The sequence below is a fragment of the Chryseobacterium sp. KBW03 genome, from assembly GCF_003852415.1.
Lineage (GTDB): Bacteria > Bacteroidota > Bacteroidia > Flavobacteriales > Weeksellaceae > Chryseobacterium > Chryseobacterium viscerum.
Genome location: NZ_QAJO01000005.1, coordinates 516,073 through 530,013, shown reverse-complemented (window position 1 = coordinate 530,013; position 13,941 = coordinate 516,073). Strand labels below are relative to the sequence as shown.

The window sequence follows — 13,941 nt, the reverse complement described above, 5'->3', positions numbered from 1 at the left end:
GGCGCAAAGATAAGGCTTTTAAAATTATCTGCGCTGTGGATAACGTGTGGATAAGTTGTGAATAAAACTGAAATGAATTGAAAAACAACTCATAACCTATCAATTTTTAATGATCAAATTAGTTATACTTAATAGCCTTCACAGGAGAAATTTTACTGATCAGATAGCTAGGAATAATTAAAGCCAAGCCTGAAATAATAAGAATTCCCACTGAGATAGAAATAATGGCGACAGGATTAAGGTCTACCGGAACAGTACTTACGTAATAGTTTTCCGGGTTAAGCTTTATTACGCCAAAGAATTTCTGGATTAAAATAAGTCCTAATCCAATAGCATTTCCGTATAAAAGTCCCGGAATCATAATGATCAGGGTATAATTGATAAAGGTTGCTCTTATCTGTGAATTACTTGCTCCTAAAGTTTTAAGAAGACCAATAGAATTGGTTCTTTCAATAATAAGAATCAGAAGAACCATAATAATGTTGATAACTACTACAATCAGCATAATAATGATAATCAAAGCGATATTGGTATCAAAAATACTGATCCAGTCAGTAATTTGCGGAAACTTTTCAGTGGCTTTTTCAGCGTAGTTTTTATAGCCAATCAGTTTTTCAATTTCAGGAAAATCTTTATCAATGTCATTTACATTCTTGAAGAAAACATCTATTCCGCCAATCTCATCAGGTTTCATATCCTGAATTTTTCTTGCATGGTTTATCCCGCCAATAACAAACTGCTCGTCAATTAGTTTAATATCAGTTCTATAGATACCGATGATTCTGAATTTACGGTAAAGTGGTTTTTGATCGGCCTTTAAAAATACAGTAACAATGCTGTCATTTACTTTAAGATGAAGGTCATTAGCTATTTTTTGCGAAACAGCAACATCATTGTTGAAGCCTTTCTCAGTCACTTTCGGAGTCGTACCGGCAATCAGGAATTTTTTAAACCTTAAACTGTCAAAATCCTTTCCGATTCCCTTAAATATAATTCCTGCAAAATTGTGCTTATTACGCATAATTCCGGTAACCATTACATATTTCTGGGTACTTTCTACATCAGGAAGCTCTTTGATTTTTGCAATATTCAGCCCCTGGTTATCAAGTACTGAGGTGTTGTAGGATGAATTGGATCGGGTAGATCTTACTGTAATATGTCCGCTAAAATCTGCCAGCCTCTCTTTGATAGCTTTCTTGGAACCAAAACCAGTGGCAACGGTAATTAAAGAAACAATAATCCCCAATGCTACGGAAAGCCTGCCAATGAAGATGATAACCCTTGAAAGGTTATTTTTGTTATCTTTGGAAAATGCTATTTTTCTAGAGAAATATAAAGGAAATTTCAAGCTTATGAATTTAGATTTCAAAATTAAAAATTTACTTCTGATTTGCCTAATTTTTTTAGGAGTATTCAATCAATATTATTCTCAGACTCAAGTTCAATCTGATTTCAAAACCGGAGCAGACCAACCTGAAATTTATTTACCGCTATTAAAAGGTAAGACTATAGGGATCGTTACCAATCAGACGGGTTTGATGAGTGACAGGACTTATTTGGTAGATTTTCTGGTAAAAAACGGAATTAAGATCAAATCTATTTTTGCTCCTGAACATGGCTTCAGAGGAGATGCTGATGCAGGTGCAAAAGTGAAAAACGGAGTAGATGTGAAAACCGGGATTCCCATTGTTTCTCTGTATGGCAATAATAAAAAGCCAAAGCCGGAACAGCTTTCCGGGATTGATATTGTTGTTTTCGATATCCAGGATGTGGGAGTGAGATTCTATACCTATATTTCCACTTTGTCTTACCTGATGGAAGCGGGTGCTGAAAATAACGTTGAGATAATGGTATTAGATCGTCCCAATCCGCATGACGGATACACTGATGGGCCGGTATTGAGAAAAAAATGGGCCAGTTTTGTAGGACTGCATGAGGTTCCTGTAGTATATGGGCTTACGATAGGAGAGTATGGAAAGATGGTCAATGGTGAAAAGTGGCTGAAAAATGGAGCTCAAGCTAAGTATACGCTTGTTCCAATGAAGAATTATCATAAGAAGCAGCGTTATCCGATACTTGATAAGCCTTCTCCTAATTTACCGAATGACAAAGCAATCAATTTATATCCGAGTCTGTGCTTTTTTGAAGGAACTCAGGTTTCAGTAGGAAGAGGAACAGATCTCCCTTTTCAGATTTATGGTTCCCCATGGACGGAAAACCTGCCTTATCAGTTTACTCCAAAGCCAAGCTATGGAGCTAAAGATCCTTTCCTTAACGGGAAATTATGTTATGGTGAAAATCTCTCCAATTATCATAAAGATTTAAGAGAGCTCAATCTTGAATGGGTGATCAAAGCCTATCAGAGTTATAAAAACCCTCAGCAGGATTTCTTTCTGAAAAACCTGTGGTTTGATACCTTATCCGGAACTGATGAATTTAGAAAGCAGATCATCGCTGGAAAATCAATTCCGGAAATTAAAAATTCATGGAAAAAAGAGTTGGAAAATTTCGAAAAGATCAGAACCCAATATGTGGTGTATGAAAATTAATTAATCAAAATTTTGGGGCGGATTTTTATCATTTTTACCCTTATTTAATATAAAAAGCCCCACCGTTAATCCAACGACTCCTGCAAAGGCAGTCAATAAAGCCCTTTGCAATTTATCAGGCAGATCGTTCCCGATATAATTCATTAAAAAAAGGATCACAAAAGTGATCACTAAAATGATAATATGATTTTTTCCCAATAGCTTCATTGTCTTATTTTAATTTATAGGAAATCATTACACCACCTCTGTACGGAATAATTTCACCACTTTTATTAAATTTCTCAGCAGAATCATAGCGTCTTCCCGTAGACTTGTCATATCCTTTATAAAATCCTTGTGACGTTCCTGCTGTTGCATAAATATCAAGATTCCATCGTTCAGCTAACTGAAATTGATATCCTACTGTAACTCCCAGCATGACGGAGTATCCTTTTTGGTACAGATTGGAGTTCGTAAGGATTTCTCCATTCCAGTTTTCAACAGTATCATCATTCCAATAATTCCATTTTGAAGCATTATATGCAGCAAAAGCAACGTTGGCTCCTACATACCAATGTTTGAAAGCTTCATTGAAATAGTATCTTCCTTCTGCAGATATAGAATAAAACTGTAGTTTGTGTCCTGAGAAAGATTTCCAGGGTGAAATGAAAACATCTCCCTGAAGTGTATATCTTGGAGCGATTTGTTTTTCTACTCCCACATTTAAAATTCCTAACGGAGCAAATACCGCATTTCCTTTTATGTATAAACTTTTATCCTGTCCTCCTTGTTCCTGTTCCTGAGCATTCAATGTACTTGCTGACAGGAAAGCTAAAATGCCTGCTGCTGCTAATTTATATTTCATCCGGTATGTAATGTTTATTTTATTTGCTTTAATAATTCATCTGCCAATTGAGAATCTTTGTTACCCTGGGTTGCTGCCATATTTTTAGACATTTCAGCATAGTTTTTTGCTGTTTCCTTATTTCCGGTAAGGTAATAAAGCTTAGCAAGAATATAAGTGTTTTCAGAAGTTTCTCCTCTCATCACAGATTTTTCTGCCCATTCACTTGCTTTCTTTAATGAAGCTGGTGTTTTCACATGATCTGCAAATATCCAGGCAGCTCTCAAAAGCTCATTAGGGTCAAAAGCATCAGAGTTTTTATAGTAATCTAAAGCAGCTTTTTCATACTCAGGGAAGTTAGTATTTTGCTCATAATAACTAAGCTTAGTCTGATTCAGTTTTTTTATAGCGGCTTCTTTTCCTACCAATGGTTCAGCAGTTTTCAGGAAATAATCATCATTGATTTTTTTGTTCTTATCATCAATAGATTGTTCTACTATTTTTCCTAGTTTTAACTGTGCATCAAATTCTTTGTAAGTTTCTTCAGGAAGAAATTTAATGATCTCTGCTTTTCTGGAAGCAAAAATATTGTAATTAGTGTCTTCGGATGATTTTACAAAATAGAGAAGAAAGCCAATTTCGTCTTTTGTCAGTTCCTCTGTTTTCTTTTTGTTCTGGAAATATCTTTCAGAAGCTTTTTTAGCAAAATCATAGTCTGTATTGGCGTTCAGCTTCATAATGTTGATCAGAAATTCCGGATCCTTTTCACCGCTGGCAAAACGATCTTTCAGAGAACCTTTTTTGTTTCCGGGTGAATTGATATCCTGTGCCATGGCTACAAACATACTTTCTTCCATATAACCGGTATTCCTGGAAACAAGCTCACCTTCCCCATTTAGGAAAAGATAAGTAGGATAAGATCGTACTCCAAATTGAGAAGCGATGTCTCTACCTTCTCCTTTTTCCATATCAAATCTTGCATTAATGAAGTTGGTGTTGTAATAATCACTCACCGATTTCTGTGTGAAAACATTTTTCTCCATCATTTTGCAGGGGCCACACCAGGAAGCATATGCATCGATAAAAACCAATTTTTTTTCTTTTTTGGCTTTAGCAATAATATCTTTATAGGGGAGTTCCTGAAACTTGATCGTTTCCTGAGCTGAGACAGCGATGGTACAAAAAATAGATATCCCGGAGATGATCTTCTTCATTTTCAAATAAGATTTGTAGGCGAAGATAATTAATTTTCAAAATATAGAGCGCTGAATCTGTTGTTAGAATGATGATATTAACTAACTTTAAGACTTAGTCGGCTGATTACTGTGATTTTTCAGCTAGGAAATGAAGGTACTGATCATGGCTTTATATTCTTAAAAAAAAGACATGAAACTTCTATTGTATTCCTTTCCTGAAAAAGAAGAAAAATATACCAAATAATAAAAAAAGGCTGCTGTTTCCATTAAAAAAGACTCTCAATTATTGCGTGCTATTGCTTGTTTTAAAAAAAGACAACATCTAAATTTAATTCACTTTATGGTCCTGAAATCTTTGTTATATCTTTGCAAACGAATAATTTATATGTAGAGGAACCCACAATTCAGAGAAAATTGATTATTAATTTTAAACACGCCTTATCCCAAAAATCCATTTACATCACCGCTTTGTCTGCCTGCTTGATTGCAGTGGCAGCATTTGCCGTTTTAAGTCTTTTAATTACAGAAGACAGTCGTAAAAATACGGATGATTTTGCGAAGAAAACATTCTTCCGAAAATATGAATCGATAGAACATGAGTTCAGGAATATTGAGGACTATCAATATCTGCTTCGTGCATTGATCCAGAAAGACGGTCTGAAGAACTATAAGGACTATTCTTTAGTTTTAAATGATTTAAACAAAAAAAGAAATCTGCTGCCTTACAGTTGGTATTATTATGAAAACAGGAGTTCAGGGAAATCTGAGAGCAATAATCCATTATCAGATATTTTCAAAAATAAAGATGAAAAAGGAAAATCCATTATAATAAAAAATAATGGTCCGGGGCATTTCAAAGATCTTTTGATTACTAAAAAAGACAGTATGTACTGGATAAGCTATGATTCTTTGATGCTGCCTGATAAAAACAAACTGTATTATGGCTCTACCGTAAGCCTGGATGATCTCCATCAATATTTTATCAATGTAGATAAGAGTTCCAATACTTACGCCTATGTCTTTACCAAAGAAGGAATCTGCATTACCCATCCTGAAAAAAAGTATATCGGGAAGAATATTTTTGATTTTACAGATATTAAACCTAATGATACTCTTACCAGCAAAACTGAAGCGGGATATACTAAAGGAGCAGCTGTTTCAGAGTATTTGGGTGTGGAAGTAACCCGTTTCATAAAACCATTGAAGACTGATAATTTTGACGGATACACAGTAGTGAATCATGTTAATTTCATTATTGATGAAAATATCAGCAAGATAAAAACCTACACCGTTTATATTTTTCTGGCAGCCTTATTCCTTATTGTTACAGTCTTCATTTTATTCCAGCGGGCAACCAATCTGGCGTATCAGGAAAAAGAAAAAATACAGTCTGAAAAGAATTTATTGTTGGTAGAGAACGAAAAGATGCACAAAGCCGAGGTGATCAATCAGCTTCAGCAGCTTAAAAATAACATCAATCCGCACTTTCTTTTCAATTCTCTGAATTCCCTTTATATGCTGATCGGGATCAATAAAGAGAATGCACAGAAATTTACCATGAATCTCTCCAAGATCTACAGGTATCTTATTGTGCCTCCAAAAGAGAATATTGTTCCGGTTTCGCAGGAAATTAAATTTATACAGCAGTATATGGAACTTCTGAAAAGCAGGTTTGATGAAGAGATAAGGTTTGAAATGATTATTAATGATCCTGAAAGTCTGGAAAAGCGGATTCCGTATTTGTCCCTGCAGATTGTTACTGAGAATGCTATCAAGCATAATATTGCCACGATAGATCAGCCTCTGGAAATTAGTATTATTGTTGATACAGATGGGATCACAGTAAAGAACACCTGGCAGCTAAAAACTGAACCGGTGCAGGGAGAGAAATTCGGAATTGATTATTTGAATCAGGTTTATGAGTATTTTAAGAATAATCTTCTTCATATTTCTGTAGATGGTGAATATTTCATATGTTTTTTACCGTTAATGAAGTGAAAATAAAAATCCATTCACTCCCGAATAATCACCGTTCACTCCCTAACATTATTTATATAATTCACTATACCTATAGCTTTGCTAGCTGAAACTAAGATATTTACTATTTGGAATGAATCGGACTATTTTAATGAAGAATTACAGACTGGCACTGTATTTAGGTCTTGCTGTGGCCTCACCAATGGCAATAGCACAGAAAAAAGATACTGTGAAAGTCAACAAAGACAAAATTGATAAAACAGAAACTTCCTCATCAAAGAAAACAAAAAAAATTGAAGACCTGATCAAAAAAGGAACCTATAAAAAGGGACTTTTTAATACGATCCAGGTAAAAACGGATATTTATTTTGAAATTCCTGACAGCTTGATGGGACGTCAGTTTTTGGTGGTGAACAAACTTTCTCAGGTGCCAATGCAGGTCAATGAGGCAGGATTGAACAAAGGAATGAATTATGAAAATAAGGTCATCTCTTTTCACCGTGACCCTGTAGCTAAAAAGGTATGGGTAAAAACGGTGGTTCCTAAAGTATCATCCCCAAAAAATGATGCCATTACAAAATCTGTGAAAGACAACTTTTCAGAATCTGTCATTGAGGTCTTTGATATTGAAGCACAAAACAGTGATTCTACAGCAGTAGCCATTAAAGTCAACAAAGTTTTTGATGGAAATCAGAAAAGCTTTAATGATGTTTTGGCGAATGTAGGGTTGGGAGGATCTGTGAAATCAAGCCTTTCTTATATAGAAGGAGTGAAGACTTTCCCCAAGAATCTTGTCGTGAAGTCTCAATTGTCTACTTCTGTAAATGAAGGTGGGGTAGATCTGCCGGTAACATTAGGAGTTACTACCAATCTGGTTCTGCTTTCTAAAATACCGATGAAACCAAGAGTAGCCGATTCAAGAGTAGGATTTTTCTCCGAAAAGCACTGGTCGTTTAATGACAATCAGCAGAAAATGGATGAAAAGTTCTTCATTACCAAATGGAACCTTGAACCCAAGGATGAAGATAAAGAAAAATATCTGAGAGGAGAATTAGTAGAGCCTAAGAAACCTATTATTTATTATATAGACCCGGCAACCCCAAAACAATGGCGTGAAAAAATCATTGCCGGAGTACATGACTGGCAGGCGGCGTTTGAGCAGGCAGGATTCAAAAATGCAGTGATTGCGAAAATGCCGGATGAAAAAGATGAAGATTTTGATATTGATGATGTAAGATATTCTGTGATTACTTACGCCGCATCGCCAAAGTCAAATGCAATGGGACCCTCTGTAGTAGATCCGAGAAGTGGTGAAATTATCGAAGCAGATATCATCTGGTGGCATAATGTAATGACTTCTCTTCATGACTGGATGAGAATTCAGACGGGACCCATAGACCCGAAAGCAAGAGGAAATAAATTCAGTGATGAACATATGGGTGAAGCGATCCGTTTTGTTTCCTCTCATGAGGTAGGTCACACTTTTGGATTGAAGCACAATATGGGAGCTTCCTTTGCATTCCCTGTAGAATCGCTTCGTTCCAAAGAATTTACAGACAAAATGGGTGGTACGGCACCTTCCATTATGGATTACGCACGTTACAATTATGTGGCACAGCCGGAAGATGGTGTGACAGCAATTACTCCGAAAATTGGTGTTTATGATAAATATGCTATAGACTGGGGATATCGTTGGTATCCGGATGAGTTTGCTGAGAAAAAAGCGCTGAAAAGCTTAATTGAAAAACACGAGAATGATCCGATGTATTTCTATGGTGAGCAGCAGAGCTACCTGGAAACGATTGATCCGCGTTCGCAGTCTGAAGATTTAGGAGATGATGCGATGAAAGCCAGTGAGTACGGAATAAAAAACCTGAAAGTTATCATCAATAATCTTTTAAAATGGACGTATGAAGATGGTAAAGAATATACGGATGCCGGAAAATTGTATCTGGGAGTTATAGGACAGTGGGATTTGTATACAGGTCATGTGATGGCTAATGTTGGAGGGATCTATCTGAACAATACTGTTTTTGGCAACAAGAAGAAAGCTTACGAAGCAGTTCCTGCAGAAATACAGAGAAGAGCCGTTGATTATCTTATTAAAAATGCCATCAACCTTCCGGAATGGTTATTCTTCAACCCGATTACAGAAAAAACGTACCCGGTTAAAGATTCACCAATGGGACCATTCGAGCAGACACCGTATACCCTTGCAAGAGGAACGCAGTATGCGAATATCTACTCTCTGTTGATGGATGACCGATTGTTGAGATTGCTTGAAAATGAATTGAAACATCAGGTTTCTGGTTCTAAAGAAGAGATCTACACGGTTGAAAACCTATTTGATCAGGTAAGAACAGCTATTTTCAATAAAAAAGGAAGTTTAACGATGCTTGAGAAGATGACTCAGAAAAATTATGTAGATGCTCTGATCGTTTCGGTAAACAAATTATTTGAAAAAACGGCTGTGAAAGGATTGAAAGTAGATGATACACTGAATATCCCAACCATCTGCAACTTCCATGAAAATGACCATGGTCTTAGGAATATCAATTATTCATCCATGAAAAGAGTATCTGAAGTCACTACTTACAAGAGAGCGGAACTTCAGAAAGTTCTGGACTTACTGAACAGAACAAGGTACAGAGGTGATGATGCTTCCAGAGCGCATTACACAGATTTAATTATTCGTATTCAAGAGGCTTTAAACAAATAAACAGCTATGAAAAAAACTCTAATACTTTTACCTCTTTTGGCTGCTAATATTGTAATGGCCCAGCAAAAGAAAACGATCACCGGAAAAATAGAAGACGGAAACACTTCTCATATCATTACCGGTGCCTCTATAAAAATAGAGACTCAATCTGTCTCTACAAAAACAGAATTGGAAGGAATTATCGAAAGTGTATCAGTAGGTACAGTAACCGATAAGGACGGAAAATTTATACTGGAAATCCCTGAAGATACAAAATCTGTATTGGTAAGCTACCCGGGCTATGAGTCCCGAGTAATTCAACTTAATGAGGGGCAGACCAATTATACAATAAGACTGACTTCTGAAGTTACCGATAAAAATAAGATCCAGGAAGTTATCATCACCGGATATCAGAAAATTGAAAAACGTAAGCAGACCTCAGCAGTTTCTACCGTGAAAATGGATAATATCAGCCAGGCTGGTGTTGCCAGTGTAGACCAGATGCTGGCAGGGCAGATTGCCGGTGTGGCAGTAACTCCTGAAACAGGAGCTCCGGGAAGTCCCGCGAAGATCAGAATCAGAGGTACGGCTTCTCTTTCCGGTCCTCAGGATCCGCTATGGGTAATTGACGGTCTTCCGTTAGAAGGAAATGATGTTCCGAATTTTACCGATAAAGATAATATTGACCAGCTTCAAAACTTCTCTATCGCAGGGCTTAACCCAAACGATATTGAAGATATTACCATCCTTAAAGATGCAGCAGCAACAGCAATTTATGGGGCAAGAGCAGCGAACGGAGTGATCTCCATTACAACCAAAAAAGGAAAAAAAGGAAGCCTGAAACTGAACTTCTCAGCAGATACTTTCATTACATCACGTCCTGATTTTGGCAAACTGAATCTTCTGAACGCTTCCGAAAAAGTAGACCTGGAACTGATGCTTGCCAAGCGTGCAGACCTTACTTACCGTGCAGATAAAGGAGAAGTGATGAGAATTCTGACTCAGAACAGCCAGCTTGATGCTTTCAGAAACGGAGGTTTTGATGCGTTGAACTCATTCACACGCCAGCAAATCGACGGCTTAAGAAACAGCAATACAGACTGGGGTAAACTGTTGTACAGAAATGCCATCAACAAACAATATGGATTAAGTGTTTCAGGAGGAAGTGATCGTGCAGATTACTATTTCTCCCTGGGATACTATGATGAAGAAGGAACGACTATCGGTACAGGTTTTAAACGTTACAACCTGACTTTAAAAAATAATTATAAATTAAGCGATAAGTTAAATGCAGGAATCTCTATTTTCGGAACGCAAAGCGAACGTACATCTTTTGTAACGGATGCTGATGCTTCAATAAACCCTGTTAATTACTCAAGAAATGCCAATCCTTATCTGAAACCTTTCAATGCAGACGGAAGCTACAACTATGATAAAGATATGGATGGTTATGAGGATCGTTATGTTCCTTTCAATTTCCTTGAAGAAAGAGAAAATACAAACTATTCACTGAAAAATAACTCTTTGAAAGCGATTTTAGATTTAGAATATAAAGCTTCAAAAAGTTTAAAATTTACCTCTCAGTTAGGTCTTCAGTATGATACCAATAAAACAGAGAAATTTGCTACGGAGAATACCTACTTCACCAGAAAAATGAGAGAAAATACCCGTTATTACAAAGACGGTAAATACAATTACTTTCTACCAGCTGGTGCTGTAAAACAAAACTGGGATAACGATTTCTTCCAGTACAACTGGAAATTACAGGCGGCATATAGCACAAAGATCAACTCAAAACATGAAATTGATTTGATGGCTGGAACGGAAATCCGTAAAACAGAAGATAATACGACCATTACAAGAGCTTTTGGGTATGATCCAAAGACCAGAAGAGCTACGGCAATTGTTTTCCCGAATTCAGGTTTTGCGGCAGATAAAAGATATGAAACATACCGTGAGGCAGCTCCTATAGAGAATGCTTATGCTTCTATGTTTGCTACGGCATCTTACACCTACGATCAGAAATATACATTCTTCGGAAGTGTGAGATATGACGGAACGAATCTTTTTGGGGTGAATAAAAAATATAAATACCTTCCAATATGGGCCGTTTCAGGATCATGGCTGGTGACGAAGGAAGACTTCATGAAAAATGTTTCTGCAATATCTAACCTTAGATTAAGAGCATCTTATGGTCTTCAGGGGAATATCGACAGAAATACATCGCCATTCTTTATTGGTGAATACAATGATGCAACGATTCTTCCAGGAATGAAAGAAGGAGTCATCAATGTGATCAGCCCGCCAAATGATAAATTAAGATGGGAAAAAACGACCAACACCAACGTTGGTCTTGATTTAGGATTATTCAATAACCGTGTTAGCCTTACCGCTGATGTTTACAGCAGAAAAGGAACAGATATGATCAGTATGAGAGAAACTCCTCTTGAAACGGGGTTTGAATACACGATGATGAACTGGGGAAGCTTGACCAACAAAGGTTTTGAATTGGCAATATCTACCAGAAACATCAATCATGATAATTTCAAGTGGACTACTACGATCAACTTTGCACATAACAAGAGTAGAGTATTGAGCGAGCAGCCTCGTGACAACTCTTTCCTTCCTTCAAGAGAAGGTCTTCCTGTGAATGCTGTTTTTGCTTTGAAAACGGCAGGAATGGATGAACACGGAAATCCATTATTCTGGAAAGGAGACCAAAAGATTTCAGCAGTAGAGTTCTTTAAATTATATGATGTGTATGCAGATTTCCTTCCAGGACAGCTTGTAGATACGAAACTTTCAAACGCTGAGCTTAGAAGCCTGTTTACCTATGTCGGAGATAGAGATCCGAAGTTTACCGGAGGTATTATCAACACATTTAAGGTAAGTGATTTTGACCTTACCATCTCTGCAACATTCAACCTGAAGCAGACGGTAATGAGAACACCTTCTTACCGAGGTATGGATCTGGATAGAGGAAGAAATTACACAAGAGATATCTATGAAGCAGGAGGGGCACTTCCGGGAATTACAAGTCCTGATATGGATGCTAACCCGGACGGGTGGATGGCGAATAAATGGTTTGCCAGCAATCGCTCAAGCGCATACAATCTGCTTGATGTATGGGCAAAAGAGATCAGTTATATCAGAATCAGCAGCATCCGTTTGGGGTATACACTTCCTAAAGAGTTTACAAATCCTATGGGGATCAGCAGTTTGAGACTAAGTGTTGAGGGGCGTAACCTGTTTGTATTCAGTAATGGATATAAAGGATATTTTGATCCGGAAACGTATGGTAATATTTATGCACAGCCTATCACCAAGTCGGTGACTGTAGGATTTAATGTTTCTTTTTAAAACTTGAGAAAAATGAGAAAAATTACAACAATCATAGCGCTTGCCGCAATCAGCTTTATCAGTATCGGATGTGACAGGTTTTTAGATATTCAGCCAGAAGGAAAGGTTATTCCTGTTACCGCTGAAGATTACCGAAAAGTACTTACATCAGCCTATTCAAAATATCCCGTTCACAAATCGCTGGTAGCCCTTCGTACCGATGAGACAAATATTGATGACAATGGTGTAGATTTTATTTCTTATCGTGAAATTGCGATGTGGAAGGATTCGAATTATGACTCTAACTCTGCGGAGCTTCCTTGGTTAAGCTTTTATAACGTGAACTTCTACCTGAATCAGATTATCAATGAAGGAAGTAAAACAATGCAGGATTCTCCGGAAAGGAATCAGATTTTAGCAGAAGCGTATGCTCTTCGTGCTTACCTGTATTTTGATATGGTGAACTTATATGGGAAACCATACAACAGTGCTACGGCTTCTACAGACAGAGGAGTACCGATCAATCTTGAAATTGATCTTGAGGAGGTATTGAAGCCATCTTCTGTGCAGGAAGTATACAATCAGGTTCATTCAGACCTTAAAAAAGCAGAAGATCTGATGGTAGAGCAGAAGCAGGCATTAGGAACAAGCTACAGATTCTCAAAGACAGCATTGCTGGCTTTTGAAGCAAGAACAGCTCTATATGAAGGAGACTGGAACAAAGCTGTAAACTATGCAGATCGGGTATTGGCGGTAAAAGGAGATTTGAGCAATTTGAATACAGCAAGTACCCCGCCTAATCATTATGCTTCCCCGGAATCTATCATGGCATTGGACAATACCTGGGATAACTCTATTAAGAACTTATCTTTTGCCTCTCCGGAATTGATTTCTTCCTACAATACTACCGCAGATAAAAGGTTTGGCATGTATTTTGAAAAAAATGGAAGTAAGTATAAAGTCATTAAAGGAGGTAGCTTAGAATTCAAAGTATCCTTCAGAACAGCAGAACAGTACTTTATAAAATCTGAAGCATTATTAAAGTTGAACAAACTGACTGAGGCTAAAGAAACACTTCTGAAAGTATTGAAAAACAGATATACTCCGGACGGGTATATTTCAGTACAAAATACAGTGTCTTCAATGGATTCTACAGCATTCATGAACTTTATCATGGATGAAAGATTCAGAGAGTTTGCTTTGGAAGGACAAAGATGGTTTGACTTAAGAAGAGCAAATCAGAAAAAAATAAGCCATACAATAAGTGGCAAAGAATATATTCTTCAGCAGAATGATCCGAGATATACCATTGAATATCCGATGAGTGCGAAGAAGAATAACCCCAATCTATAGAACTTC

General features: G+C 37.0%; 8 protein-coding genes. 5 read left to right on the top strand and 3 right to left on the bottom strand.

Annotated features, from left to right (window positions below):
* Positions 1-118 precede the first annotated feature (118 nt).
* A complete protein-coding gene (locus tag DBR39_RS13940) occupies positions 119-1,348 on the bottom strand; it encodes an ABC transporter permease (protein WP_124534064.1) in 1,230 nt (409 codons plus the stop codon).
* 4 nt (positions 1,349-1,352) lie between these two features.
* Between DBR39_RS13940 and DBR39_RS13935 the strand changes: the two genes are divergently transcribed.
* Entirely contained in the window at positions 1,353-2,549 is a 1,197-nt protein-coding gene (locus DBR39_RS13935; protein ID WP_124534062.1) for an exo-beta-N-acetylmuramidase NamZ domain-containing protein, read from the top strand.
* 211 nt (positions 2,550-2,760) lie between these two features.
* Here the strand turns inward: DBR39_RS13935 and DBR39_RS13925 are convergent, their stop codons facing one another.
* Both DBR39_RS13925 and DBR39_RS13920 read right to left on the bottom strand, forming a co-directional pair.
* Positions 2,761-3,393, bottom strand: coding sequence for a DUF3575 domain-containing protein (locus DBR39_RS13925; protein ID WP_124534058.1), 633 nt, complete (start codon positions 3,391-3,393; stop codon positions 2,761-2,763).
* Positions 3,394-3,407: 14 nt separating this feature from the next.
* Positions 3,408-4,586 carry a thioredoxin family protein gene (locus tag DBR39_RS13920; protein WP_124534056.1) on the bottom strand — a complete coding sequence of 393 codons (1,179 nt, stop codon included), beginning with the start codon at positions 4,584-4,586 and terminating at the stop codon, positions 3,408-3,410.
* A 396-nt stretch (positions 4,587-4,982) separates the two neighbouring features.
* Here DBR39_RS13920 and DBR39_RS13915 point away from each other — a divergent pair, with 396 nt between their 5' ends.
* The 4 genes from DBR39_RS13915 to DBR39_RS13900 all read left to right on the top strand — a co-directional run bounded on the left by DBR39_RS13915 (position 4,983) and on the right by DBR39_RS13900 (position 13,935).
* Positions 4,983-6,566 carry a histidine kinase gene (locus DBR39_RS13915; RefSeq protein WP_124534054.1) on the top strand — a complete coding sequence of 528 codons (1,584 nt, stop codon included), beginning with the start codon at positions 4,983-4,985 and terminating at the stop codon, positions 6,564-6,566.
* A gap of 112 nt (positions 6,567-6,678) precedes the next feature.
* Entirely contained in the window at positions 6,679-9,264 is a 2,586-nt protein-coding gene (locus DBR39_RS13910; protein WP_124534052.1) for a zinc-dependent metalloprotease, read from the top strand.
* A 6-nt stretch (positions 9,265-9,270) separates the two neighbouring features.
* Positions 9,271-12,603, top strand: coding sequence for a SusC/RagA family TonB-linked outer membrane protein (locus DBR39_RS13905; RefSeq protein WP_124534050.1), 3,333 nt, complete (start codon positions 9,271-9,273; stop codon positions 12,601-12,603).
* 12 nt (positions 12,604-12,615) lie between these two features.
* Positions 12,616-13,935, top strand: a complete 1,320-nt coding sequence (locus DBR39_RS13900) for a RagB/SusD family nutrient uptake outer membrane protein (RefSeq protein ID WP_124534048.1) — start codon at positions 12,616-12,618, stop codon at positions 13,933-13,935.
* The last annotated feature ends 6 nt before the right edge of the window (positions 13,936-13,941 follow it).